At 72.7% G+C, this 23,846-nt stretch carries 20 protein-coding genes; 13 read left to right on the forward strand and 7 right to left on the reverse strand.

The window, feature by feature from the left end; all coding sequences use genetic code 11:
• Window positions 1-13: 13 nt before the first annotated feature.
• Both AB0O53_RS05820 and pdhA (AB0O53_RS05825) read right to left on the reverse strand, forming a co-directional pair.
• The gene (locus AB0O53_RS05820) at window positions 14-994 is read right to left on the reverse strand and encodes an alpha-ketoacid dehydrogenase subunit beta (RefSeq protein ID WP_365193437.1); all 981 of its coding nucleotides are present in this window, start codon (window positions 992-994) and stop codon (window positions 14-16) included.
• A complete protein-coding gene (gene pdhA / locus AB0O53_RS05825; RefSeq protein WP_350990286.1) occupies window positions 994-2,202 on the reverse strand; it encodes a pyruvate dehydrogenase (acetyl-transferring) E1 component subunit alpha in 1,209 nt (402 codons plus the stop codon). Before pdhA (AB0O53_RS05825) ends, AB0O53_RS05820 begins: the two co-directional genes overlap by 1 nt.
• Before the next feature lie 326 nt (window positions 2,203-2,528).
• Between pdhA (AB0O53_RS05825) and AB0O53_RS05830 the strand changes: the two genes are divergently transcribed.
• Both AB0O53_RS05830 and AB0O53_RS05835 read left to right on the forward strand, forming a co-directional pair.
• Window positions 2,529-3,188, forward strand: coding sequence for a response regulator (locus AB0O53_RS05830; RefSeq protein ID WP_136230236.1), 660 nt, complete (start codon window positions 2,529-2,531; stop codon window positions 3,186-3,188).
• A 182-nt stretch (window positions 3,189-3,370) separates the two neighbouring features.
• The gene (locus AB0O53_RS05835; protein WP_350990288.1) at window positions 3,371-3,793 is read left to right on the forward strand and encodes a pyridoxamine 5'-phosphate oxidase family protein; all 423 of its coding nucleotides are present in this window, start codon (window positions 3,371-3,373) and stop codon (window positions 3,791-3,793) included.
• Between the two features lie 89 nt (window positions 3,794-3,882).
• Here AB0O53_RS05835 and AB0O53_RS05840 read toward each other — a convergent pair whose 3' ends face one another.
• Window positions 3,883-5,481 carry a protein kinase domain-containing protein gene (locus AB0O53_RS05840; RefSeq protein WP_350990290.1) on the reverse strand — a complete coding sequence of 533 codons (1,599 nt, stop codon included), beginning with the start codon at window positions 5,479-5,481 and terminating at the stop codon, window positions 3,883-3,885.
• A gap of 230 nt (window positions 5,482-5,711) precedes the next feature.
• Here AB0O53_RS05840 and AB0O53_RS05845 point away from each other — a divergent pair, with 230 nt between their 5' ends.
• From AB0O53_RS05845 to AB0O53_RS05890, 10 genes are all read left to right on the forward strand, one after another.
• Window positions 5,712-7,373, forward strand: coding sequence for a protein kinase domain-containing protein (locus AB0O53_RS05845; protein WP_365193441.1), 1,662 nt, complete (start codon window positions 5,712-5,714; stop codon window positions 7,371-7,373).
• 161 nt (window positions 7,374-7,534) lie between these two features.
• The gene (locus AB0O53_RS05850) at window positions 7,535-8,131 is read left to right on the forward strand and encodes a hypothetical protein (RefSeq protein WP_365193442.1); all 597 of its coding nucleotides are present in this window, start codon (window positions 7,535-7,537) and stop codon (window positions 8,129-8,131) included.
• Window positions 8,132-8,202: 71 nt separating this feature from the next.
• The gene (locus AB0O53_RS05855) at window positions 8,203-8,871 is read left to right on the forward strand and encodes a PadR family transcriptional regulator (protein WP_365193444.1); all 669 of its coding nucleotides are present in this window, start codon (window positions 8,203-8,205) and stop codon (window positions 8,869-8,871) included.
• A gap of 25 nt (window positions 8,872-8,896) precedes the next feature.
• Window positions 8,897-9,640, forward strand: a complete 744-nt coding sequence (locus AB0O53_RS05860; protein WP_350990298.1) for an ABC transporter ATP-binding protein — start codon at window positions 8,897-8,899, stop codon at window positions 9,638-9,640.
• A gap of 101 nt (window positions 9,641-9,741) precedes the next feature.
• Entirely contained in the window at window positions 9,742-12,495 is a 2,754-nt protein-coding gene (locus tag AB0O53_RS05865; protein WP_365193697.1) for an FtsX-like permease family protein, read from the forward strand.
• A gap of 102 nt (window positions 12,496-12,597) precedes the next feature.
• The gene (locus AB0O53_RS05870; RefSeq protein WP_030014634.1) at window positions 12,598-13,137 is read left to right on the forward strand and encodes a bacterial proteasome activator family protein; all 540 of its coding nucleotides are present in this window, start codon (window positions 12,598-12,600) and stop codon (window positions 13,135-13,137) included.
• 191 nt (window positions 13,138-13,328) lie between these two features.
• Window positions 13,329-14,201 carry an NTP transferase domain-containing protein gene (locus tag AB0O53_RS05875; protein WP_365193446.1) on the forward strand — a complete coding sequence of 291 codons (873 nt, stop codon included), beginning with the start codon at window positions 13,329-13,331 and terminating at the stop codon, window positions 14,199-14,201.
• The gene (locus AB0O53_RS05880; RefSeq protein WP_365193448.1) at window positions 14,198-15,493 is read left to right on the forward strand and encodes a molybdopterin molybdotransferase MoeA; all 1,296 of its coding nucleotides are present in this window, start codon (window positions 14,198-14,200) and stop codon (window positions 15,491-15,493) included. The genes AB0O53_RS05875 and AB0O53_RS05880 overlap by 4 nt, the downstream gene beginning before the upstream one ends.
• Window positions 15,481-16,581 carry a potassium channel family protein gene (locus AB0O53_RS05885; RefSeq protein WP_350990304.1) on the forward strand — a complete coding sequence of 367 codons (1,101 nt, stop codon included), beginning with the start codon at window positions 15,481-15,483 and terminating at the stop codon, window positions 16,579-16,581. Before AB0O53_RS05880 ends, AB0O53_RS05885 begins: the two co-directional genes overlap by 13 nt.
• Before the next feature lie 26 nt (window positions 16,582-16,607).
• Entirely contained in the window at window positions 16,608-17,585 is a 978-nt protein-coding gene (locus AB0O53_RS05890) for an NAD(P)H-quinone oxidoreductase (protein WP_365193450.1), read from the forward strand.
• Window positions 17,586-17,679: 94 nt separating this feature from the next.
• Here the strand turns inward: AB0O53_RS05890 and AB0O53_RS05895 are convergent, their stop codons facing one another.
• Genes AB0O53_RS05895 through pdhA (AB0O53_RS05905) form a run of 3 tightly spaced genes read right to left on the reverse strand, consistent with a single transcriptional unit; the run spans window position 17,680 to window position 21,181 of the window.
• Window positions 17,680-19,029, reverse strand: coding sequence for a dihydrolipoamide acetyltransferase family protein (locus AB0O53_RS05895; RefSeq protein WP_350990308.1), 1,350 nt, complete (start codon window positions 19,027-19,029; stop codon window positions 17,680-17,682).
• Window positions 19,029-19,997 (reverse strand): alpha-ketoacid dehydrogenase subunit beta, encoded by a 969-nt coding sequence (locus tag AB0O53_RS05900; RefSeq protein WP_350990607.1) that lies wholly within the window; start codon window positions 19,995-19,997, stop codon window positions 19,029-19,031. The genes AB0O53_RS05895 and AB0O53_RS05900 overlap by 1 nt, the downstream gene beginning before the upstream one ends.
• Before the next feature lie 47 nt (window positions 19,998-20,044).
• The gene (gene pdhA / locus AB0O53_RS05905; protein ID WP_365193452.1) at window positions 20,045-21,181 is read right to left on the reverse strand and encodes a pyruvate dehydrogenase (acetyl-transferring) E1 component subunit alpha; all 1,137 of its coding nucleotides are present in this window, start codon (window positions 21,179-21,181) and stop codon (window positions 20,045-20,047) included.
• 178 nt (window positions 21,182-21,359) lie between these two features.
• On the opposite strand from pdhA (AB0O53_RS05905), the gene AB0O53_RS05910 reads away from it, so the two are divergent.
• Complete coding sequence (locus AB0O53_RS05910; protein ID WP_350990312.1) at window positions 21,360-21,929, forward strand: Lrp/AsnC family transcriptional regulator; 570 nt, start codon at window positions 21,360-21,362, stop codon at window positions 21,927-21,929.
• A gap of 77 nt (window positions 21,930-22,006) precedes the next feature.
• Here the strand turns inward: AB0O53_RS05910 and AB0O53_RS05915 are convergent, their stop codons facing one another.
• The gene (locus AB0O53_RS05915) at window positions 22,007-23,692 is read right to left on the reverse strand and encodes a PKD domain-containing protein (RefSeq protein ID WP_350990314.1); all 1,686 of its coding nucleotides are present in this window, start codon (window positions 23,690-23,692) and stop codon (window positions 22,007-22,009) included.
• Window positions 23,693-23,846: the final 154 nt, after the last annotated feature.

The following is a 23,846-nucleotide window of genomic DNA, read 5'->3' on the forward strand; positions in this document are numbered from 1 at the left end:
GGAACGTGGCTCCTCAGTACGCCAGCGAGCGGTCGACGGCGTCGAGCACCCGGTCCAGGCCCGGCAGGTACTCGTCCTCCAGGCGGGCCGGCGGGTACGGGGCGTGGAAGCCGCCCACGCGCAGCACCGGCGCCTCCAGGTGGTAGAAGCACCGCTCCGTGATGCGGGCGGCGATCTCCGAGCCCACGCCGAGGAAGACCGGCGCCTCGTGGACGACCACGAGCCGGCGGGTCTTCTCCACCGACGCCTGGATCCCGTCGAAGTCGACCGGGGACATCGAGCGCAGGTCCAGGACCTCGACCGACTTGCCCTCCTCGGCGGCCGCGGCGGCGGCCTCCAGGCAGACCTTCACCATCGGGCCGTAGGCGGCCAGGGTGAGGTCGGCGCCCTCGCGCACCACGCGCGACTTGTGCAGCTCGCCGGGGATGGCCTCGGTGTCGACCTCGCCCTTGTCCCAGTAGCGGCGCTTCGGCTCGAAGAAGATCACCGGGTCGTCGCTGAGGATCGCCTGCTGGAGCATCCAGTAGGCGTCGGTGGCGTTCGACGGGGAGACCACCTTCAGGCCCGCGACGTGCGCGAACAGCGTCTCCGGGGACTCCGAGTGGTGCTCGACCGCGCCGATGGCGCCGCCGTACGGGATGCGCACGACGACCGGCAGCTTGATCTTGCCCAGGGCACGCGCGTGCATCTTCGCGAGCTGCGTGACGATCTGGTCGTAGGCGGGGAAGACGAACCCGTCGAACTGGATCTCCACGACCGGCCGGTAGCCGCGCAGGGCCAGGCCGATGGCGGTGCCGACGATGCCGGACTCGGCGAGCGGGGTGTCGATGACCCGCTCCTCGCCGAAGTCCTTCTGCAGGCCGTCGGTGATCCGGAAGACACCGCCCAGCTTGCCGACGTCCTCACCCATGATCAGGACCTTCGGGTCCTGCTCCAGGGCCTTGCGCAGCGACTCGTTGAGCGCCTTAGCGATCGACATCTTCTCGACAGCCATCAGTGACCCTCCTCGGCCGACTCGAAGGACGCGAGGTAGGCGGCGAACTGGGCGCGCTCCTCGTCGACGAGCGCGTGCCCGTCCGCGTAGACGTTCTCGAAGATCGCCATGGTGTCCGGGTCGGGCATGGCGCGCACGGCCTCGCGCACGCGCTTGCCCATGGCCTCGCTCTCGGCCTCCAGCTCCTCGAAGAACGCCTCGTCGGCGCCCCCGGTGGCCAGCAGGTGGGCCTTCAGGCGCTGGATGGGGTCCTTGGACTCCCAGGCCGCCGTCTCCTCGTCCCGCCGGTACTTCGTCGGGTCGTCGGAGGTGGTGTGGGCGCCCATGCGGTACGTGAACGCCTCGACCAGGGTCGGGCCCTCGCCGCGGCGCGCCCGGTCCAGGGCCCAGCGGGTCACGGCCAGGCACGCCAGGACGTCGTTGCCGTCGACGCGGACGCCGGGGAAGCCGAAGCCCTGGGCGCGCTGGTAGAGCGGCACGCGCATCTGGCGCTCGGTCGGCTCGGAGATCGCCCACTGGTTGTTCTGGCAGAAGAACACCACGGGGGAGTTGTAGACGGCGGAGAAGTTGAAGGCCTCCATCACGTCGCCCTGGCTGGACGCGCCGTCGCCGAAGTAGGCGATCACGGCCGCGTCCGCGCCGTCCTTGGCCACGCCCATCGCGTAACCGGTCGCGTGCAGCGTCTGCGAGCCGATGACGATCGTGTAGAGGTGGAAGTTGTTGGTGTTCGGGTCCCAGCCGCCGTGGTTCACGCCGCGGAACATGCCGAGCAGGTTGGTCGGGTCGACCCCGCGGCACCAGGCCACACCGTGCTCGCGGTAGGTCGGGAAGACGTAGTCCACGTCGTTCAGCGCCCGGCCGGAGCCGATCTGAGCGGCCTCCTGGCCCAGGAGCGAGGCCCACAGGCCCAGCTCGCCCTGGCGCTGCAGGGCGGTCGCCTCACCGTCGAACCGGCGGGTCATGACCATGTCGCGGTACAGGCCGCGCAGGTCCTCGGTGGTGATGTCTGCGACGAAGGATGCGAACTCCGCGTTCTCCGCGTTGTCGACCCGGTCCCCTTGGGGCGTCAGCAGCTGTACGAGCTGAGGTTCAGCGTCCTGCGTCTGCGCGGTGGCAGCGGCGGGCTTGGCGGCGCTGGCCGCACCTGCCGCCCGCTTGGTGCCGCTGCTGCGTCGCGGCTTGCGCGCGGCAGTGCTCTCCACGGTCACTTGTGCTCCTCCGTCGGTCCGGCACCCGGGTTCTCCGGGGTCCAGTGCGGCTCACCTGCATCCGTAACGAGCGCACGGGGTGGGTGCGCGTCGCGTACGGGATTCAGGCGTGACAGGCGTCCCGGCGAGTGCCCTGCGCAATGCACGTTACCCAGTGCGCCGCATAACTGCGAAACCCCGTTTGACCTGCGTTTTTGCTTGGATTTCCAAGTAAATCCGCAGCGACGGGAACAACCACTGGTCACAGCCTTGCAGGGGCCGGGAACAACGGCACGTTATCCCGGGTAACTCCGGCAGGGAAGAGGTGAGTGTGTGAAACTGACTTCGTGCGCGAAGACGGAAAAATCAAGGTATTCCTCCTGGACGACCACGAAGTGGTCCGTCGGGGCGTCCACGAGCTGCTGTCGGTCGAGGAGGACATCGAGATCGTCGGCGAGGCGGGCACGGCCGCCGACGCGCTGGTCCGGATCCCCGCCACCCGCCCCGACGTGGCCGTTCTCGACGTCCGGCTGCCGGACGGCAGCGGGGTGGAGGTGTGCCGCGAGGTGCGCTCGCGCAACGAGGACGTCAAGTGCCTGATGCTGACCTCGTTCGCCGACGACGAGGCCCTCTTCGACGCGATCATGGCCGGCGCCTCGGGCTACGTGCTGAAGGCGATCCGCGGGAACGAGCTGCTGAGCGCCGTGCGTGACGTCGCCGCCGGCAAGTCGCTGCTGGACCCGGTGGCCACCGCCCGCGTACTGGAACGGCTGCGCGACGGCAAGGGCGGCAAGGGCGACGACCGCCTGGCCAACCTCACCGAGCAGGAGCGCAAGATCCTCGACCTGATCGGCGAGGGCCTGACCAACCGCGTCATCGGCGAGCGCCTGCACCTGGCCGAGAAGACCATCAAGAACTACGTCTCCAGCCTGCTGTCCAAGCTGGGCATGGAGCGCCGCTCCCAGGCGGCCGCCTACGTGGCCCGCCTCCAGGCCGAGAAGCGCTAGGGCGCCCCGGCCCCGCCGGCCCCGCCGTCCCCCTCGCGCCCCTCGCGCCCCTCGCGCCCCCGCGGAACGGCCGGACCCGTCCGCGTTCCACGGCCGCGGCGTTTCATTCGGGACCAACGTCCCCCGTCGTCGGGGCGGGCTCCTCTTTCCCGGCACGCTCGCGGTGGCGGAGAGTGGACGGCATGTCCCCAGAGGATCACCACGCCCTCGATCTGCTGCGCCGGGTGCCGTACGGCCGGGTGGCCACCAGCATGCGCGCACTGCCCGTCCTCGCGCCGGCCCGCCACATCGTGGTGGACGGCGGGGTCGTCCTGAGAATGCACGCGGGCCTGGGCCACCACCTGGCGTGCGACGGAAGCGTGGTGTCGTACGGGGCCGACAATTTCAATTCCCCGGACCCCCGTCTCTGGTCGGTGCAGTTCACCGGAACGGCCCAGGTCGTCGAGGCGGCCACGGCCGAACTGGAACTCTTCGGTCCGGGTCCGCAATTCGTGAACGGCGAGGTGTTCGACCCCGTCCACATGCGAATCGAACCCCAGTTCATCACCGTTCACTCGCTCGCCGGGAACGGGAATCCCGACCGGCTCCGCGCGCACGCCCTCTGACGGAGCGCCCATGCGAAGGGGCCCGGCGGAAATCGATTCCGCCGGGCCCGCTACGTGCCGTTCCGTGCCCCTTCCGGGCCCGTTCCGGGCTACTCCGCGCTGTCGGGCCCCGGCGGCGGCTGGGACTTCGTCGCCGTCGCGGTCGCCGTGGCCGTCTTCGTCGGCGTGGCGGTCGCGGTCGCCGTGCTGCTCTTGGTCGCCGTCGCGGTCGGCGACTGCGTCGCCGTCGCCGTGGGCTGCTGGCTGGCGGTCTGCGTCCGGGTGCGGGTCGCCGTCGGCTGGGTGTCGTTGTTCGACGGCGTGTTGTCCGTGGGCTGGCGCGAGTGCGTCGGGTTCGGCGAGTCGGACAGGCTCGGCTTGGCACTGGGGGAGGTCTGGGTCGTGCCCGGATCCTGCTTCTCGCCGCCGCCCTTGCCGCCGCCCCCGCCGTTGACCGCGTAGGCCACGCCGCCCGCGATGGCGACGACAGCGAGCACCGCGAACAGCCACATCTTCCAGCGGCCGCCGCCGTTGCCGCGCCGGTCGTCGTAGGCCTCGTAGCCGCCGCTGTGGCCTCCGCCGTGACCGCCGGGGGCACCGGGGAAGGCCGTGCCGTCGTCCGGGTTCAGCGGCGGCACCATCGGCTGCTGGAACTGCGAGGTCGAGGCGTTCGAGGCGTACCGCTGCCCGCCGCCGTTCCCGCCCACGGGCATGGCCGTGGTGGCGGCGACCCCGCCGCGCCCGTGCGGCAGCGACATGGTGACCGGGCCGGTGTTCCAGGTGCCGGTGTTCGGGCCCTGGTCGTGCAGCATCTGGAGCGCGTACTGGACCAGCCCGCGCATCTCCTCGGCGCTCTGGAACCGGTCGTCCGGGTCCTTGGCGAGGGAGCGCATGACGAGGCCGTCGAGCTCCTGCGGGATGTGGTGGCCCTCCGGCAGCTGCGAGGGCGGCACGGGCGCGTCCTGGACGTGCTGGTAGACCACGGAGAGCGGGGTCTCGCCGGTGAACGGGGGCCGCAGCGCGAGGAGTTCGTAGAGCAGACAGCCGGTCGCGTACAGGTCGGAGCGGTGGTCGACGGCCTTGCCGAGGGCCTGTTCGGGCGAGAGGTACTGCGGGGTGCCCATGACCATGCCGGTCTGGGTCATCGTCGCCTGCCCGCCGTGCAGGGCGCGGGCGATGCCGAAGTCCATCACCTTCACGGCGCCGGCGTCGGTGATGATGACGTTGGCCGGCTTGATGTCGCGGTGGACGATGCCGTGCTGGTGCGAGTAGGCCAGGGCTTCGAGCACGCCCGAGACGATGATGAGCGCCTGCTCGGGGCCCGGGGCCTCGGCGCTGATCAGCAGGTCGCGGATGGTGCGGCCCTCGACCAGCTCCATGACGATGTAGGGGACGGTGTTCGGGCCGACCCGGTCCTCGCCCGAGTCGTACACGGCGACGACGGCGTGGTGGTTGAGCCCGGCGACGGACTGCGCCTCACGCGTGAAGCGGGCCTTGGACACCGGGTCCTCGGCCAGGTCGGCGCGCAGCAGCTTCACGGCGACGGTGCGGCCCAGGCGCACGTCCTCGGCGGCGAACACCTCCGCCATGCCGCCGCGGCCCAGTCGGTGCGTCAGCCGGTAACGGCCGTCGCCCACCAGGCCACCGTCGCCCCAGTGCTCAGGACCATCGGTCATCCCGGCGCCGTTTCCCTCGGGTTCGGGTGCCATCAGTCCTCGCCGTCGTCTCTCTCGGCCGCCGCTGCGCGGTAGTCCTCTTTATTGGTGCTCCGGTGAACGCTACAGCCTCCGAACCGGTCACCGTTCGGACAAGGCCACCCTGTGCACGTGTGGTCACGGAACGGGCACCTGGCTTGACGTGTGCTTGCCCTGGGGCAGACTGGGCGCCACGTGCGCCCGGCCAGAGGCGTGAAGGCACATCCCGAGGGGAAGCAACAGTCATGAGCCAGGACGGCACTCAGGGCCAGTACGCGGGCGGCTCTCTGGCCGGTGGCCGTTACCAGCTAAGGGACTTGCTGGGTGCGGGCGGCATGGCCTCTGTGTACCTCGCGTACGACTCGGCGCTCGACCGGCAGGTGGCCATCAAGACCCTGCACAGCGACCTCGGCCGGGAACAGTCCTTCCGCGAGCGCTTCCGCCGCGAGGCCCAGGCTGTAGCGAAACTGTCGCACACGAACATCGTCTCGGTCTTCGACACCGGCGAAGGCGAAGTGACGTTCGGCGGCGACCGCTCGGGCGACGGCGCGGTGATGCCGTACATCGTCATGGAGTACGTGGAGGGCAAGCCGCTCGGCTCGGTGCTCGAAGCGGACATCCGGCAGTACGGTGCCATGCCGGCGGACAAGGCGCTGAAGGTGACGGCCGACGTGCTCGCCGCCCTGGAGACCAGCCACGAGATGGGGCTCGTCCACCGCGACATCAAGCCCGGCAACGTGATGGTGAACAAGCGCGGCGTGGTCAAGGTGATGGACTTCGGCATCGCCCGCGCCATGCAGTCGGGGGTCACCTCGATGACGCAGACCGGCATGGTCGTCGGCACCCCGCAGTACCTCTCGCCCGAACAGGCCCTGGGGCGCGGCGTCGACGCCCGTTCCGACCTGTACTCGGTCGGCATCATGCTCTTCCAGCTGCTGACGGGTCGGATCCCCTTCGACGCGGACTCCCCGCTGGCCATCGCCTACGCCCACGTGCAGGAGGAGCCGGTCGCCCCGTCCTCCATCAACCGGTCGGTGACCCCGGCGATGGACGCGCTGGTGGCGCGGGCGCTGAAGAAGAACCCGAACGAGCGCTTCCCCACGGCCGCGGCCATGGGCGACGAGGTCGCGCGGGTGCTGGGCTCCGGGCAGACCGGGGCGCCGGTCATCGTGCAGGGCCAGGGTCCGCTGAGCAGTGGCGCGGGGGTGTCCTCGGCCGTGTTCCCGCCGGTGGAGTCCGGCTTCCAGGCCCCGCCGCAGTCGGTGCAGCAGCCCTACCAGGCGCCGCACACCCCGACGCCGGCCCCGTACGCGCCCACGCCCGCCCCGCAGCAGCAGCACGCGCAGGGCGGCTACGCCTACCCGCACACGCCTCCGCCGCAGCAGGGTTACGCGCCGCAGACCCCGCCCCCGTACACGATCTCGCCCACGGGCTCGGCGGGCCCGTCGGGCTCCGGCGGCGGCAAGCGGAACATGCCGGTGGTCGTGGGTGCGGTCGCGGTGGCGCTGCTGGCGGTGGGCGGGCTGATCGCGGCGATCTCGATGAACGGGGACGACAAGGACAAGGGCGACACCACGGCCGACCCGGGTGCCTCCACGTCCGCGTCCGCGAAGGCCGGGTTCAAGGGCCCCGACGTCTCGCGCACGATCGACCCGAAGAAGTGCTCGGAGCCGGTGAAGCACTACAGCGAGGCCGGCAAGTACTCGGCGCCGGACCTGAAGTACAAGAACCTGCTGTCCGTGAAGGCCTGCATCCAGGCCTCGGGCGGCAAGTACACGATCGTCCCGAAGGACGAGGCCGTGTACGGCAAGGACACGGTGCTGAGCCAGACCCCGGCCGCCGGCGACAAGATCAACAAGGAGGGCACGGAGTACACGCTCACCGTGTCCACCGGCAATCCGGAGTAGCCGCGGGCGGCGGCCGTACGGCAAGCGGCCGAACGACACACCGGCATCCCGGGCACCCGACAGGGCGCCCGGGATGCCGCTTTTGCCCCACTATGTAAATCTGAGCGCATATCGCTGACTCCAGCGAGCACGCCGGCCGCTCGGGACGGGAGGGGCTCCCCGTGATCCAAGGCTTCCGTCCGTCGCACTGGCTGGCCGGGGCCGTGCTGACCGCAGCCGCCCTCGCGCCGGCCGCCTCCGCGTACGCGGGCCCCCTCGCCCCGGCCCACCCCGAGCGCACCCACGTCCAGCGCACGGCGTCGCTCCCGGCGCGTTCGGCCCCCGCCACGGCCGAAGAGGGCGAAGAGGGCGAGGGGATCCGAGGCGGCCACGCCGGTTACGACGGCCACGAGGAGCTCGCGGGGAGCGCCGCCGGGGTCGGCCGCGAGCGGCCCGGACGGGCGGCCGGGGAACCTGCCGATCCGGAGCTGCTGATCGCCTCCCGGCCGCTGCCGGCGCACCCGCGCACCGGGGCCACACCGCCGCCGCCCCCGCCCCCGCTCCCGCCCTCGCAGCCCCCTTCTCCGCCGCCACCGCGACCCTCTGCCGCCGCCCCGACAGCGCGTGACGACGTGACCGCGCTCGACACCGCGCTCGATACCGCGCCGAACGACCGCGCCGCGGACCTGGCCGCGCACATGCTGCCCCTGGGCACCGGATTCGCCCTGATGGGACTGGGTCTGGGCTATCTGGGCGTGCGGCTGCGCCGCAGCGCCTAGCGCCGTCCCCCTGCGGAAGTACGCACGCCGATGGTTGCCCTACGTGAACATACTCGGTATACATACCGAGTATGTCGATCCGTCACGGGCTACTCGCCCTACTGGAACGGGGTCCTCGGTACGGCTCCCAGCTGCGCACCGAGTTCGAATCCCGGACCGGCTCCACCTGGCCCCTCAACGTCGGGCAGGTCTACACGACCCTCGCCCGGCTCGAACGCGACGGCCTCGTCGCACCCGACGGTGAGGACACCGCGGGACACACCCTCTACGCCATCACCGACACCGGGCGGGCCGAGCTGCGCGAGTGGTACGAGCGCCCCGTCGACCGGGCCAACCCGCCCCGGGACGAGCTGTCCATCAAGCTCGCCATGGCCATCGGCGCCCCCGGCGTGGACATCCGCGCCGTCATCCAGTCCCAGCGGCACGCCACGATCCGCGCGATGCAGGACTACACCCGCCTCAAGGCCACCGCGCTCGCGGCGGTCGAGAACGGCCGGTCCGGCGAACGCGACGACGTCGCCTGGCTGCTCGTCCTGGAGCAGCTGATCTTCCAGACCGAGGCCGAGGCCCGCTGGCTCGACCACTGCGAGGCCCGGCTCGTCCGGCTCTCGCTGCCGGTGGACCGGAAAGCCGCCGCGCCCGAACCGCCCCGGGCCGCCGCCGAGACCACGGCCCCAGCCCCGGCCCCGGCCCCGACCACCACCACCCCGCACCGCACCGCCCGTACGCGGCGCGCCTGAAACACCGTCCCAGGGGGGAACCCTCATGCCTGACCAGCGCCAAACCCAACAGCCCGTACTGCAGTTGGAGCGGCTCGTCCGCACCCACGGCAGCGGTGCCACCGAAGTGCACGCCCTGCGCGGCATCGACCTCGCCGTGTACCCCGGCGAACTCGTCGCCGTCATGGGCCCTTCCGGCTCCGGCAAGTCCACACTGCTCACCCTCGCGGGCGGCCTCGACGTCCCCACCGGCGGCCGGGTGCTGGTCGAGGGCACCGACATCACCACGGCGAGCCGCAAGCAGCTCGCCGCGCTGCGCCGCCGCAGCATCGGGTACGTCTTCCAGGACTACAACCTGATCCCCGCCCTCACCGCCGCCGAGAACGTGGCCCTCCCGCTCGAACTGGACGGGACCTCGGCCCGCAAGGCCCGTGCCGCCGCCCTCGCGGCGCTGGCGGAGATGAACCTGGGAGTCCTCGCCGACCGGTTCCCCGACGAGATGTCCGGCGGCCAGCAGCAGCGCGTGGCCATCGCCCGCGCCCTCGTGGGCGACCGCCGCCTCGTCCTCGCCGACGAGCCCACCGGCGCCCTCGACTCCGAGACCGGCGAGTCCGTCCTCGGTCTGCTGCGCTCCCGCTGCGACGCCGGCGCGGCCGGGGTCCTCGTCACCCACGAGCCGCGCTTCGCCGCGTGGGCCGACCGCGTGGTCTTCCTGCGCGACGGCAGCGTGGTCGACGAGACCATACGCAGCCACGCCGACTCCCTCCTCTCCGGGCAGGCGGGCCAGTGACCTCCTCGCTCCAAGGCTGGTACCACTCGTGGGTCGCGGCCCTGCGCATCGCGCGCCGCGACGCCTGGCGCGCGAAGGGCCGCAGCTGCCTGGTCCTCGCGATGATCGCGCTGCCGATCGTCGGTGTGAGCGGAGCGGACCTCACCCTGCGCAGCGCCCAGCTCTCGCCCGACCAGGCCATCTCTCGAAAGATCGGGACCGCCGACGCCCGGGTCAGCCTCACCGGCCCGAACCCCATCCACCAGCTGCCCGACGGCTCCACGTACGCGCCGGTGCGCGGCCACGAGAAGGTCGACGGCCCGATGGTGCAGGACACGCCTCAGGAGCTGGACGCGTCCCAGCTCCCGGCCGGGACCCAGGTCCTCAAGGACTCCGTGGGCTACAGCATGGTCCGCACCAAGCACGGGCTCCTCCACACCAGACTGCACGAAGTCGACACCCGGAGCCCGCTGGTGGCGGGCATGTTCACGCTCGACCGCGGCCGGATGCCCGAGAACGCCGGGGAGGTCGCCGCCACCACCACCTTCCTGAGGGACTCCGGCTTCTACGTCGGCTCCAGGGTCACTCCGCGCGGCGCGAACACCTCGTACAAGATCGTCGGCGCGTACGAGCTGCCGAGCGAACTGGGCAAGGGCGAGATCCTCGCCCCGCCGGGAACCCTGATCGCCCCGCTCGACCGGACGCTCAGGGCTGCCGGAGGCTACGAGGTGACGGCCGACGACAGCTACCTGGTCAAGGTCGGCGGCGACGGTTTCACGTGGAACATGGTCAAGGCGGCCAACACCAAGTCCCTCCTGGTCGTCTCCCGGGTCGTGCACATCGACCCGCCCGCCGACGCCGACGTGCCGCTCTTCCAGCAGGAACCCAAGGAGCAGTACCAGCAGGGCGGCGGCTCGGCCTCCCAGGTGGCCATCCTGGCCACGGTCGTGGGCCTCGCCATGCTGGAGATCTGCCTGCTCGCCGGCCCGGCCTTCGCGGTCGGCGCCCGCCGCTCGCGCCGCCAGCTCGGCCTGGTCGGCGCCAACGGCGGCGACCGGCGCCACATCCGCTCCATCGTGCTCTCCGGCGGCCTGGTCATCGGCGCCGCGTCCGCCGTCATCGGCACCGTGATCGGCGTGGGACTCACCATCGCGCTGCGTCCCGTGCTGGAGCGACAGCTCGGCGTCCGTTTCGGCGGCCTGGACTTCCGCCCGCTGGAACTGGCCGCCATCGCCCTGCTCGCCGTTGTGACGGGCCTGCTGTCCGCGATCGTCCCCGCCGTCACCGCCTCCCGGCAGACCGTACTGGCCTCGCTGACCGGTCGCCGCGGGGTGCGCCGCTCCAACCGGGTGCTGCCGGTCGTGGGCCTGATCGCCGTCGCCGCGGGCGCCGCGATCGTCCTGTACGGCACCACGTCGCGGACGAGCACCACCGTCGTCGCGGGCGGCAGCGCCATCGCCGAGCTCGGCTTCGTCGCCCTCACCCCGGCTCTGGTCGGTCTCTTCGGCCGGCTCGGACGCTGGCTGCCGCTGTCGCCGCGGCTCTCGCTGCGCGACGCCGTGCGCAACCGGGGGCGTACGGCGCCCGCCGTGGCGGCCGTCCTGGCTGCCGTCGCCGGCACCGTCGCCGTGGCCACGTACGAGCACAGCCGGGACGTGCAGTTGCGGCACGAGTACGTCGCCGACCTGCCGCACGGCACCGGAATGCTGGAGGCCAGGGAGGCGGGCGACCACAAGGAGATTCCCGCGCTGCGCCAGGCGCTCTCCAAAGAACTTCCCCTGGCGGCGCGGGCGGACGTCGACCGGCTGTTCTACGGCATGCCGAGCTGTGAATCGTTCTCGAGGACCCCCGGCTGCGGCTACATCGAGATCATCAAGCCGAAGGAGCAGCGCTGCCCGCTCCACCAATCCCCCGACGGCTCCGCGTCCTTCACCGATGAGCAGGCCCGGGAGCTGCGCCGGGACTGGCGCTGCAAGCGCAGTGGGCCCAACGCGCCCGAACCCGTCGTCGTCGCCGACGAGAAGCTGTTGAACGTACTGGCGGTCACCGACCCCGGGTCTGTGTCCGCACTCAAGCAGGGTCGGCCCGTCGCGTTCGACAAGCGCCAGGTCAAGGACGGCAGGATCACCCTGCGGACCATCCTCGCCCAGCAGGAGGACGAGGCCTCAGAGGCGGTCGGCGAGGACCCGCCCGGTGAGGACAGGGTCCTGCCCGTCCACCTGGCACCCGAGTCGGTGCAGAGCTGGGGCCTCCAACTGATCCTGCCGCCCGCGACGGCCAAGGCCGCAGGCCTGTCCTTCGCCCCGGCCGGGTCGTACTTCACCCTGGACGGGAAGGCGACCAGCGAGCAGCGGCAGCGGATCGCCGGCGAGATCGACCGCACGGGCGTGGAAGCGGCCGTGCGCATCGAGGAGGGCTACCAGGGCAACGACAGCCTCGCGCTGCTCGCCCTGACCGTCTTCGCGGGTCTGGTCACCATCGGCGCGGCCGGCATCGCCACCGGCCTCGCCCAGGCCGACGCCGAGGCCGATCTGAAGACCCTGGCGGCCGTGGGCGCGGCGCCGCGGGTGCGCAGGACGCTGAGCGGCTTCCAGTGCGGGGTCGTCGCCCTCATGGGCGTCGTCCTGGGCATCGCGGCCGGCATCCTGCCCGCGGTCGGCCTGCGCCTGGTGGAGCGCCGGGAGGTGGAGGCCCTGCGCGAGGAATCGGTCGCCAAGGGCTACAGGACGGTGGAGGAGGCGTTGGTGTACGTGCCGATCTCCGTGCCGTGGGAGACCCTCGCCGGGCTGCTCGTCGTGGTCCCGGTGGGCGCGGCCCTGCTGGCCGCGCTGGTCACCCGCTCCAGCGGCGCTCTGGCCCGTCGCGCCGCGGGCTGACCGCGGGGACGATTTCCCCAGGCTGGTGCCCCCGTACAGGGTGGATCACGACTGTACGGGGGCACACCGTGTGAGAACGAAGGTGTGCGAGAGAATGACGGCATGGAGATGCCGAGGAGTGAACGGTCGCAGGACAGTCCCCCGCACGTCCTGATCGTGGGACAGGACGGGACGGCGGTCGGCGACGCCGATGACGAGTCGCGCGAGGTCCCGGTGACGGAAATGGTCGAACAGCCCGCCAAGGTCATGCGGATCGGCAGCATGATCAAGCAACTCCTCGAAGAGGTACGCGCCGCGCCCCTCGACGAGGCGAGCCGGGTCAGGCTCAAGGACATCCACGCAGCCTCCGTGAAGGAGCTGGAGGACGGCCTGGCCCCGGAGCTCGTGGAGGAACTGGAGCGCCTGTCCCTCCCGTTCACCGAGGAGGCCATCCCCTCCGAAGCGGAACTGCGCATCGCGCAGGCCCAGTTGGTGGGCTGGCTGGAGGGCCTCTTCCACGGCATCCAGACCGCACTGTTCGCGCAGCAGATGGCCGCGCGGGCCCAGTTGGAGCAGATGCGCCGCGCGCTCCCGCCCGGCGGTCCGCACGACGACGACGAGGACGGCGGCCACGGCGCGATCCGCTCGGGTCCCTACCTCTGACCTCCGGCGGTCGACAGCAACCACGGGCCCGGTCCCGCACCCGCACGGTGCGGCCCCGGGCCCGCGGCCTGCCCGGGGCCTGTCCGCTGCCTGCCTGCTGCCGTCCGGGGCCGGGCCCGCCGGGGCCGGCCGATAAGCACCCGGTAAGTGCGGCTCCCCGGAGGGGACATGGTCCGCGCATACTCATGGGCATGAGCTACGACGCGATCGTGCTGGCCGGCGGCGCCGCGCGGCGACTCGGCGGGGCGGACAAGCCCGCGCTGAGCGTCGGCGGACGGGCGCTCCTCGACCGCGTCCTCGACGCCTGCCCGGACGCCCGGAACACCGTCGTGGTCGGCGGCCGCCGGCCCACCGCGCGCCCGGTGGGCTGGACCCGCGAGGACCCTCCCGGCGGCGGCCCCGTGGCCGCGCTGGACGCCGGGCTGCGCGGCACCACCGCGGAGCTGGTCCTCGTACTCTCCGCGGACCTGCCGTTCCTGGACCGGGACACCGTACGGGCCCTGCTGGCCGCACCCGACGCGCACGGCACGGACGGGGCGATGCTGCGGGACCCCGGCGGCCGGGACCAGCCGCTGGTCGCCGCCTACCGGGCCGAGCCCCTGCGCCGCGAGATCGCACTGCTCGCCACCGAGCACGGCGGCCTCGCCGGGCTTCCGCTGCGCGCGCTCACCGCGGAACTGGAGCTGACCGCCGTCACGGCCCGGCCACTCGCCTCGTTCGACTGCGACACCTGGGACGATCTCGCCGCCGCCCGCGCCCGGATCAGAGAGCATGGAACCGTGCTGGACCAATGGATCACCGCCGTCAAGAACGAGCTGGGCATCGACCTCGCCGTCGACACCAAGACCCTGCTCGACCTCGCCCGGGACGCCGCCCACGGCGTCGCCCGCCCCGCCGCGCCACTGACCACCTTCCTGGTCGGTTACGCGGCCGCCCACGCCGCCGCCACCGGCGCCGACCCCGCCCAGGCCGTCGCCGAGGCCTCCCGCAAGGCCGCCGACCTGGCGCTGCGCTGGGCCGCCGAGGCGGAGACCGGCGCCGCCGAAGAGAACGGCTCGGGATGACCCCCACGAACTCCGCCGAGCAGGACCTCGAGGAGGCCCTGGCCCTGGTCAGCCGCGCCCCCGAGGGCGGTGGCGCCGGCGGCCACCGGGCCGCCTCTTGGCCGCGCGCCCGGGACGCAGCCGCCCACGCCGGGGCCGGGGTGCGGGCCCGCACCCACGACGTCCCCCTCGCGGACGCCCTCGGTGAGGTCCTGACCGCCTCCCTGGACGCGCTGACCGACCTGCCGTCCTTCGACACCTCCGCCATGGACGGCTGGGCCGTGGCCGGCCCCGGCCCGTGGCGCGTCCGCGAGGGCGGCGGCGTCCTGGCCGGCTCCGGCCGGCCGGAGCCGCTCGCCGACGGCGAGGCCGTCCGGATCGCCACCGGCGCGCGGATCCCCGCCGACACCACCGCCGTCATCCGCAGCGAGCACTGCCGTGAGGCGGGCGGGCAGCTCTTCGCCGACCGGCCCGTCGTTACCGGCCAGGACATCCGCCCGCGCGGCCAGGAGTGCCGCTCGGGAGACCTGCTGCTGCCCGCCGGCTCCCTGGTCACCCCCGCCGTGCTCGGGCTCGCCGCGGCCGCGGGATACGACCGGCTGACCACCAGGCCCCGCCCCCGCGTGGAGATCCTGGTGCTCGGCGACGAACTGCTCACCGAGGGCCGCCCCCACGACGGGCTGATCCGCGACGCCCTCAGCCCCATGCTGGGGCCCTGGCTCACGCGCCTGGGCGCCGAGGTCACCGGCACCCGGACCCTCGGCGACGACCCGGCCGGGGCGGCCGCCCTGCTGAAGGCCGTCACCACCTCCACCGCGGACGTCCTGGTCACCACCGGCGGCACCGCCTCCGGCCCCGTCGACCACGTCCACCCCGTGCTGGAGAAGGCCGGCGCCCGGCTGCTCGTCGACGGGGTCGCGGTCCGGCCCGGGCACCCGATGCTGCTGGCGCGGATCGGCGACCGGGCGGACGGGCGGCACGTGGTCGGGCTCCCCGGCAACCCCCTCGCCGCCGTCTCCGGGCTGCTGACCCTCGCCGAGCCGCTGCTGCGCGCCCTCGCGGGCCGCCGCCCGCGCCCGCGCTACACGGCGACCCTGCAGGGCGACGTACCCGGGCACCCGTACGACACCCGGCTGGTCCCGGTCCGGCTCGACGACGAGCAGGCCGTGCCGCTGCGCTACCACGGCCCCGCGATGCTGCGCGGCGTGGCCGCCGCGGACGCGCTGGCCGTCGTACCGCCCAGGGGCGCCCGGTCCGGACAGGAGCTTGAGGTCCTCGATCTGCCGTGGGCCTCGGGAGGATGTTTCACGTGAAACTGCCCGGACAGGACGCCATGGCCCGCGGGGCCGACGAGAAACTCGTCTCCCGGCGCATCAAGCTGCCCAAGCGCATCGTCGAGCATCCGCTGCGACAGGTCGCCAAGCGTCTTCTGATGGCCTTGTTCGTGCTCTTCCTCACGGTCTTCATCGTGTGGCTGGACCGCGACGGCTACCACGACAACGCCAACGAGTCGGTCGATCTCCTCGACTGCTTCTACTACGCCACGGTGACGCTGTCGACGACCGGCTACGGCGACATCGTCCCCTACAGCGACAGCGCACGGCTGATCAACATCATGGTGATCACGCCGCTGCGCGTGCTGTTCCTGATCATCCTCGTCGGTACCACCCTCGAAGTCCTCACGGAACGGACGAGGGAAGAGTGGCGGCTGAAGCGCTGGAGGAAGAACTTGCGCGAGCACACGGTCGTCGTCGGCTTCGGCACGAAGGGCCGCTCGGCCCTGCAGACCCTGCTGGCCACCGGCCTCTCCAAGGAGCAGGTGGTCGTCGTCGACCCCAGCGCCAAGGTCATCGACACGGCCAACGCCGAGGGGTTCACGGGCGTGGTCGGCGACGCCACCCGCTCGGACGTCCTGCTGCGTGCCGAGCTCCAGAAGGCCCGTCAGGTCGTCATCGCCACGCAGCGCGACGACACGGCCGTCCTGGTCACGCTGACGGCCCGGCAGCTCAACCGCGGGGCGAAGATCGTCGCGGCGGTGCGCGAGGAGGAGAACGCCCCGCTGCTGCGCCAGTCCGGTGCCGACGCGGTCATCACGAGCGCGAGCGCGGCCGGCCGGCTGCTGGGCCTGTCGGTGCTCAGCCCGAGCGCGGGCACCGTCATGGAGGACCTGATCCAGCAGGGCAGCGGCCTGGACCTCATCGAACGGCCCGTCCGCAAGTCCGAGGTCGGCAAGTCGGTGCGCGACACCGAAGACCTCGTCGTCAACGTGCTGCGCGGGCACCGGCTGCTCCCGTACGACGACCCGCACGCGAGCCCGCTCCAGCTGACGGACCGTCTCATCACCATCGTGCGGGCGGTCCCGCCGACCGCTCCGAGGGCGACGCTGGGTCCTGCCGAGTAGCCGCGCCGTGGCGTAGCCTCCGGGCCATGCATGCGATCACCATCGAGCAGCCCGGCGGCCCCGAGGCCCTGGTCTGGGCAGACGTTCCCGATCCGGTACCGGCCGAGGGCGAGGTCCTCGTCGAGGTCGCGGCGAGCGCCGTGAACCGCGCCGACCTCCTCCAGCGGCAGGGCTTCTACGATCCGCCGCCCGGGGCCTCGCGCTACCCGGGCCTGGAGTGCTCGGGGCGGATCGCCGCGCTCGGGGCGGGGGTGTCCGGCTGGTCGGTGGGCGACGAGGTGTGCGCCCTGCTGGCCGGCGGCGGGTACGCGCAGCGGGTGGCGGTGCCGGCCGGCCAGCTGCTGCCGGTCCCGGCCGGGGTGGACCTGGTGACGGCGGCGGCGCTGCCGGAGGTCGTCACGACGGTGTGGTCCAACGTGTTCATGGTCGCGGGACTGCGCCCCGGCGAGACCCTGCTGGTGCACGGCGGGGCCAGCGGCATCGGGACGATGGCGATCCAGCTGGGCAAGGCGATCGGTGCGACGGTCGCCGTCACGGCCGGCGGCCCGGAGAAGCTGGCCCGCTGCAAGGAGCTGGGCGCCGACGTCCTCATCGACTACCGCGAGCAGGACTTCGTGGCCGAGCTGCGGGCCGCCACGGGCGGCGCCGGGGCGGACGTGATCCTGGACATCATGGGAGCCAAGTACCTCGCGCGGAACGTGGACGCCCTGGCCGTGAACGGCCGGCTCGCGGTGATCGGGCTCCAGGGCGGGGTCAAGGCCGAACTGAACCTCGGTGCGCTGCTGGCGAAGCGGGCGGCGATCACCGCCACGTCGCTGCGGGCCAGGCCGCTGGAGGAGAAGGCGGCGATCGTCGCGGCCGTCCGGGAGCACGTGTGGCCGCTGGTGGCCTCGGGCCGCGTCCGGCCCGTGGTGCACGCGGCGTTCCCTATGGCGCAGGCCGCGCAGGCCCACCGGGTCCTGGAATCCAGCTCCCACGTGGGCAAGCTGCTGCTCACGACGTGACCCCCCTCGCGCCTCGGGCTCCCCGGCGACGGCCGGGGAGCCCGAGGTACGGGGTGCGGCGCGGACCCTCAGGGCATCGGGCCGCGCCGCACGTCTACAGCGTGCGCAGCAGGACCGCCGGGGATTCCACGCAGTCCGCGACGTAGCGCAGGAAGCCGCCGGCCGTACCGCCGTCGCAGACCCGGTGGTCGAAGGTCAGCGACAGCTGGACGACCTTGCGCACCGCAAGCTGCCCCTCGTGGACCCACGGCTTGTCGATGATCCGGCCGACGCCGAGCATCGCCGCTTCCGGGTGGTTGATGATCGGCGTGGAGCCGTCGACCCCGAACACCCCGTAGTTGTTCAGGGTGAAGGTGCCGCCCGTCAGGTCGGCCGGGGCCAGCCTGCCCGAGCGGGCGAGCTCGGTCAGCCGCGCGAACTCAGCCGACAGTGACTCCGGGTTGCGGCCCTGCGCGTCCCGGACCACGGGGACCACCAGGCCCCGCTCGGTCTGCGCGGCGAAGCCCAGGTGCACCGACGGGAGCCGGACGATCTCCTTGGCCGCGAGGTCCACGGTGGAGTTCAGCTCCGGGTACTTGGCCAGCGCGGCCGTGCAGATCCGCGCCAGCAGCGCGAGCACCGAGATCTTGGGCCCGCCCACGGCGTTCATCGCGGCCCGGGCCGCCATCAGCTCGGTGGCGTCGGCGTCGACCCAGCAGGTGGCGTCCGGGATCTCGCTGCGGCTGCGCGACAGCTTCTCGGCGACCGCACCGCGCAGCCCCTTGAGCGGGATCCGCTCGCCCTGCGCCGCCACCGCGGCGGCCGCGGGGGCGGGAGCCGGGGCGGGCGCCCGCAGCGCGGCGAGGGCCGCCTCGACGTCGGCCCGCAGGATCAGGCCCTCCGGCCCGGAACCGTGCAGCGCGCGCAGGTCCACCCCGCCGTCCTTGGCCAGCTTGCGCACCAGCGGCGAGATGACGGGCACCGGCCCGGCGGCGGCCGCCGGATCCGCGGGAGCGGCCGGAGCCGCGACGACCGCGACCGGGGCCGCCGGAGCCGGGGCCGGAGCCGCGGCGGGCGCCGACACCGCGGCGGTGACGGGTCGCACCCGCCGCCGACGCGCCGGGCGCGAGTGGTCCGAGCCGTAGCCGATCAGCGGCCGGGGCGCATCGCCCGTGCCGTCGGCCGCGGTGACCTCCGCGGCCCCGGCGGGCACCGACTGCGCGCCCACCGCGACGGTGATCAGCGGGGCGCCGACCGGCAGCTCCTCGCCCTCCTCGCCGAACCGGGCGGTGACCACGCCGCCGTAGGGGCAGGGCACCTCCACCATCGCCTTGGCCGTCTCGACCTCGACGACCGGCTGGTCGATGGCGACGACGTCGCCCACCGCCACCAGCCACCGCACGATCTCGGCCTCGGTCAGGCCCTCGCCGAGGTCGGGCAGCTTGAATTCCATTACCTGCGGCATCAGTTCTCCCACTGCAGGCGGGCCACGGCGTCCAGGATCCGTTCCACTCCCGGCAGGTGGTGCTTCTCCAGCATCGGCGGCGGATACGGGATGTCGAAGCCCGTCACCCGCAGCACCGGGGCCTCCAGGTGGTGGAAGCACCGCTCCGTGACGCGGGCGGCGATCTCCGCGCCCGGCCCGCCGAAGCCGCCGGCCTCGTGGACGACGACCGCGCGACCGGTGCGGCGTACGGACTCCACGACCGTGTCCTCGTCGAAGGGGACCAGGGAGCGCAGGTCGACGACCTCCAGGTCCCAGCCCTCCTCGCGGGCCGCCTCGGCCGCCTCCAGGCAGACCGGCAGCGAAGGCCCGTAGGTGATCAGGGTGGCGCTCGTGCCCGTGCGCCTCACCAGTGCCTTCCCGATGCCCGGGACGGCCGCCGGCGCCTCGGGCGACCAGTCCGCCTTCGACCAGTACAGCCGCTTCGGCTCCAGGAAGACCACCGGGTCGTCGCTGGCGATCGACGCGCGCAGCAGCCCGTAGGCGTCCTCGACGGTCGCCGGGGTCACCACGGTCAGGCCGGGGGTGGCCACGTAGTACGCCTCGGAGGAGTCGCAGTGGTGCTCCACGCCGCCGATCCCGCCGCCGTACGGCACGCGGATGGTGATCGGCAGCGGCATCGCGCCGCGGGTGCGGTTGCGCATCTTCGCCACGTGCGAGATCAGCTGCTCGAAGGCCGGGTAGGCGAAGGCGTCGAACTGCATCTCCACCACGGGCCGCAGGCCGTACATGGCCATGCCCACCGCCGTGCCCAGGATCCCGGCCTCCGCGAGCGGGGTGTCCGTGCAGCGGTCCTCGCCGAACTCCTTCGCGAGGCCGTCCGTGATCCGGAAGACACCGCCGAGCGTCCCGACGTCCTCGCCCATGACGTGGACCGTCGGGTCCTCCGCCATCGCGTCGCGCATCGCCCGCGTCAGGGCCTGCGCCATCGTCGCGGGCTTGGCCCCCGTCTTCGCGGACTTCGCCGCCACCGTCGTCACGCCTGGTCCTCGGCTTCCAGCTCGGCACGGAGCATCTCCGCCTGCTCGCGCAGGCGGCCGGTCTGCTCCGCGTAGACATGCGCGAACAGGTCCATCGGGTCCACCACCGGATCGGCGTTCATCCCGTCGCGCAGGGACGCCGCCATCTCCTCGGCCTCGTCGCGCGCGGCCGTGATGCCCGCCTCGTCGAGGATCCCGCGCGCGGTGAGCTCCCGCTCCAGCAGGAGGATCGGGTCGTGCGCCTTCCACGCCTCGACCTCGGCGTCACCGCGGTAGCGCGTGGCGTCGTCGGCGTTCGTGTGCGCCTCCATGCGGTACGTGACGGCCTCGATCAGGGTCGGGCCGCCGCCGGCCCGGGCCCGCCGGACCGCCTCGGACAGCACCTCGTGCATCGCCGCGATGTCGTTGCCGTCGACCAGCCGGCCCGGTATGCCGTACCCGACGCCCTTGTGGGCCAGTGTCGGGGCGGCGGTCTGCTTGGCGAGCGGGACGGAGATCGCGAAGCCGTTGTTCTGCACGAGGAAGACCACCGGGGCCTGCCAGACCGCGGCGAAGTTCAGCGCCTCGTGGAAGTCGCCCTCGCTGGTGCCGCCGTCGCCGACCATGGCGAGGGCGACGACGTCGTCGCCGCGCAGCCGGGCCGCGTGCGCCAGGCCCACCGCGTGCGGCAGCTGGGTGGCGAGCGGGGTCGAGAGCGGGGCGATGCGGTGCTCACGGGGGTCGTAGCCGGTGTGCCAGTCGCCGCGCAGCAGGGTCAGCGCCTGTACGGGGTCCAGTCCGCGCGCCACGGCCGCCAGGGTGTCGCGGTAGCTCGGGAAGAGCCAGTCCTGCTCCTCCAGGACCATCGCGGCCGCGATCTCGCAGGCCTCCTGGCCGACGGTGGAGGGGTAGACGGCGAGCCGGCCCTGCTTGGTGAGCGCCGTGGCCTGGGCGTTGTAGCGACGGCCGCGCACCAGTTCGGCGTAGCAGCGGCGCATCAGCGCGGGGTCGAGGCGGTCGGCCGCCTCGGTGCCCAGCACCCGGTGGGGCTCGGCGTCCGGGAGCAGCGGAGCGGCGTCCGTACGGGGCCTCCAGGCGGGCGGCGGGGTGGAACGGTGGGACGCACCGGCACCGGGCAGCTCTTGGACCGTCATGGCGGCGTACACCTCCTCGTGGGAAGCGGGCAGGGGGTGCCCCGGGTGTGAGGCCCCTCACCTACCGATTGTTCGGTTGTCCGCGCAATTTGGCTACAGGCGGCTCCAGGCTGTGGACAAACTGGCGCCGGGGCCCTGGGATGGACGCAGGACGTCCAGAAGAGGGAGGCATCGGGCAATGCCGGATGAACAAATGGCCGCAGCGGGTTCCGCACCGGTCGCACCGGGGACCGCACCGGGAGCCCCCGCGGTCCCTCCCGTCGCGCCCCGCCCCCTGGACCCGATCGACCGGTCGATCATGCGTCTGCTCCAGGCGGACGGCCGGGCGTCCATACGGTCGGTGGCCGAGCAGGTGCACGTCTCGCGGGCGAACGCGTACGCCCGGATCAACCGGCTCATCGACGACGGCGTGATCCGCGGGTTCACGGCCCGCGTCAACCACGAGCGCGCGGGCCAGGGCGCCTCGGCCTACATCACCTTGAAGATCGTCCAGAACTCCTGGCGCACGGTCCGCGAACAGCTGCGCGAGCTGCCCGGCGCCGCGCACATCGCGCTGGTCAGCGGTGATTTCGACGTGCTGCTCCTGGTGCACACCCCGGACAACCGGACCCTGCGCGAGCTGGTCCTGACCCGCCTGCAGGCCATCCCGGAGGTCCTCTCCACGCGCACCCTGCTGGTCTTCGAGGAGACGGACCTCCTGGACGCGGGTCCCGGCCCGGCCGGCGGCCCCGCGATCGCCGAGGAATAGGCCGAACGCGCGACAGCGCCCCGGGAAGGGCCTGGAGAGCCGTTCCCGGGGCGCTGTCGCTGCGGCGACCGCGGGTGCTACGGGTTGATCACCGGGTTCTCGTAGTAGCCGGAGATGTCGACCACGAGGTCGGCCTTCTCCCAGCCCTGGTTCCAGAAGTCGACGATGCCGTGCTTGCCGCCACTCGCCTGGACCAGGTTCGGGACGGTCCTGCCCTTCGTCCAGTTCAGGGTCGAGGCGCCGGGCCGCGCCGGCGTGACCGCGGTGCCCTTCTCGTACTGCTCGGCCGAGTTCGGGTCCGGGGCGACCGAGAGGAAGCCCCCGCCGGCCGTGTTGGTGACGGTCGTGTTCAGCACGTAGGCGGTGAAGTCGGCGTTCTCCTCGGTGAAGAACGGCACGGCGGCGTAGCCGCGGCCGGCGATCGGTCCGCGGAGCGGGATGATCGCCGCGTCGGGGTTGCGCGTGTCGACGAAGCGCATCGGCGAGAGCGGCATGAAGGCGCCCTGGCCGGCCGGGCTGTAGTAGCCGAGGACGTCCACGATCACGTCGGCGCCGGCCCAGGCGTTGTTGCGGATGTCGATGGACCCGTCGGCGCCGACCGGCACGATCACCGAGTTGGCGACGGTCTGACCGGCGGTGAAGTTCACGTTGGACGCGAGCGGGATCTTGCCTCCGCCCGGGTGGACGATCAGGTGGCCGGCTTCCTTCGGGCCGGTCACCGTCACGTTGAGCGCCACGGCCTTGACGCCCTGGGGAACCCCGCGCAGGCCGGCGATCTGCGTGCCGAAGCTCGTCTGACCGGGGACCTGGCCCTTGCTCGTGCCGAGGCCCTCGCGCGTGTCGACGAAGCGGGTCGGGTCCATCGGCGTGTAGCCGTTGGCCGCCTTCGGCATGAAGTAGCCGGTGATGTCGGCGATCAGGTCGACCGACTCCCAGCCGCCGTTGTAGAGGTCCACGGAGCCGTCGTTGCCGACCGGCACGACGACCAGGTTCGGGACGGTCTGGCCGGGCTCGAAGTTGATGTTCGACGCGTTCGGCCGCTCGTTGCCGGCGTCGAAGGCCGTGATGTGCCCGCCACTGGTCGTGTTGGTGACGGTGACATTGAGGACCACGGCCTGCACGCCGGCCGGGATCGTGCCGTAGCCGCCGACCTTCACCCGGGCGGAGCTGTACGGGGCGACCTTGGCCTTCGGCGCGCGGAACCCCTCACGGGTGTCCAGCAGACGCGTCGGCTCGTACGGCGTGAACTCGGAACCCGAGGTCACGACGTCGAGCTCGTTCTCGATGGACACCTTGTTGGCGGCGTCGTTCACATTGACCGTGATCTTGTACTCGCCGACCTCGGCGTAGGTGTGCAGCGGCAACAGCTGGGCGGAGCCGGAGGCGGCGAGCTTTTCCACCTTCCCGTCGCCCCAGGAGACGGTGACCTCGAGTGCGGCATCGGCACTCGTGACCTCCGCCCACAGCTGGAGGGAGTGCGCGCCGGTGTTGGTGGCGCTCAGGGCGACCTTCAGGTCCGGGTTCCCGGTGGCGGCGGCGCCCGCCGCCCGGGCCACGCCGGAGGGCCCCTTGCGGACGGACTTGTCGGCGCCGCTGGTGAAGGTCCTGAAGTGGGACGCGCCGATCTTCTTCGGGTCGGCGGGCTTGGCGACCCGCTGGGCGCCCGGCGCCGACGGATCCGCGGCGTGGGCCGTGCCCGGCAGGAAACCGATGACGGCCGCGACGAGCGCGGCGGATGAGACTACGAGACGGCGACTGCGCACCGTTCCCCCTGTTTCGTTCGGTGCAAAGGCCCCGAGCGCGCGTTTTTGAACACGCTCAGGGCCGAGGTCCCGGTCAGAGTACAAAACCGCCCGACGGCTTCTCGGAGAGGGTGGCGACCGGCGGGCGGCCGGTCGAGCGGGCCGTGCGCGGGCC

Origin of the sequence: Streptomyces erythrochromogenes (genome assembly GCF_040684695.1) — a bacterium.
Classification (GTDB): Bacteria; Actinomycetota; Actinomycetes; order Streptomycetales; family Streptomycetaceae; genus Streptomyces; species Streptomyces erythrochromogenes_C.

What these genes read in the sequence shown, in the direction of transcription:
- AB0O53_RS05820 (WP_365193437.1), bottom strand. Translation starts at nt 994, where the DNA reads ATGGCTGTCGAGAAGATGTCGATCGCTAAGGCGCTCAACGAGTCGCTG.
- AB0O53_RS05835 (WP_350990288.1), top strand. Translation starts at nt 3,371, where the DNA reads ATGTCCCCAGAGGATCACCACGCCCTCGATCTGCTGCGCCGGGTGCCG.
- AB0O53_RS05840 (WP_350990290.1), bottom strand. Translation starts at nt 5,481, where the DNA reads ATGGCACCCGAACCCGAGGGAAACGGCGCCGGGATGACCGATGGTCCT.
- AB0O53_RS05845 (WP_365193441.1), top strand. Translation starts at nt 5,712, where the DNA reads ATGAGCCAGGACGGCACTCAGGGCCAGTACGCGGGCGGCTCTCTGGCC.
- AB0O53_RS05855 (WP_365193444.1), top strand. Translation starts at nt 8,203, where the DNA reads ATGTCGATCCGTCACGGGCTACTCGCCCTACTGGAACGGGGTCCTCGG.
- AB0O53_RS05860 (WP_350990298.1), top strand. Translation starts at nt 8,897, where the DNA reads ATGCCTGACCAGCGCCAAACCCAACAGCCCGTACTGCAGTTGGAGCGG.
- AB0O53_RS05865 (WP_365193697.1), top strand. Translation starts at nt 9,742, where the DNA reads ATGATCGCGCTGCCGATCGTCGGTGTGAGCGGAGCGGACCTCACCCTG.
- AB0O53_RS05870 (WP_030014634.1), top strand. Translation starts at nt 12,598, where the DNA reads ATGGAGATGCCGAGGAGTGAACGGTCGCAGGACAGTCCCCCGCACGTC.
- AB0O53_RS05875 (WP_365193446.1), top strand. Translation starts at nt 13,329, where the DNA reads ATGAGCTACGACGCGATCGTGCTGGCCGGCGGCGCCGCGCGGCGACTC.
- AB0O53_RS05880 (WP_365193448.1), top strand. Translation starts at nt 14,198, where the DNA reads ATGACCCCCACGAACTCCGCCGAGCAGGACCTCGAGGAGGCCCTGGCC.
- AB0O53_RS05885 (WP_350990304.1), top strand. Translation starts at nt 15,481, where the DNA reads ATGTTTCACGTGAAACTGCCCGGACAGGACGCCATGGCCCGCGGGGCC.
- AB0O53_RS05890 (WP_365193450.1), top strand. Translation starts at nt 16,608, where the DNA reads ATGCATGCGATCACCATCGAGCAGCCCGGCGGCCCCGAGGCCCTGGTC.
- AB0O53_RS05895 (WP_350990308.1), bottom strand. Translation starts at nt 19,029, where the DNA reads ATGCCGCAGGTAATGGAATTCAAGCTGCCCGACCTCGGCGAGGGCCTG.
- AB0O53_RS05900 (WP_350990607.1), bottom strand. Translation starts at nt 19,997, where the DNA reads ATGGCGCAGGCCCTGACGCGGGCGATGCGCGACGCGATGGCGGAGGAC.
- pdhA (WP_365193452.1), bottom strand. Translation starts at nt 21,181, where the DNA reads ATGACGGTCCAAGAGCTGCCCGGTGCCGGTGCGTCCCACCGTTCCACC.
- AB0O53_RS05910 (WP_350990312.1), top strand. Translation starts at nt 21,360, where the DNA reads ATGCCGGATGAACAAATGGCCGCAGCGGGTTCCGCACCGGTCGCACCG.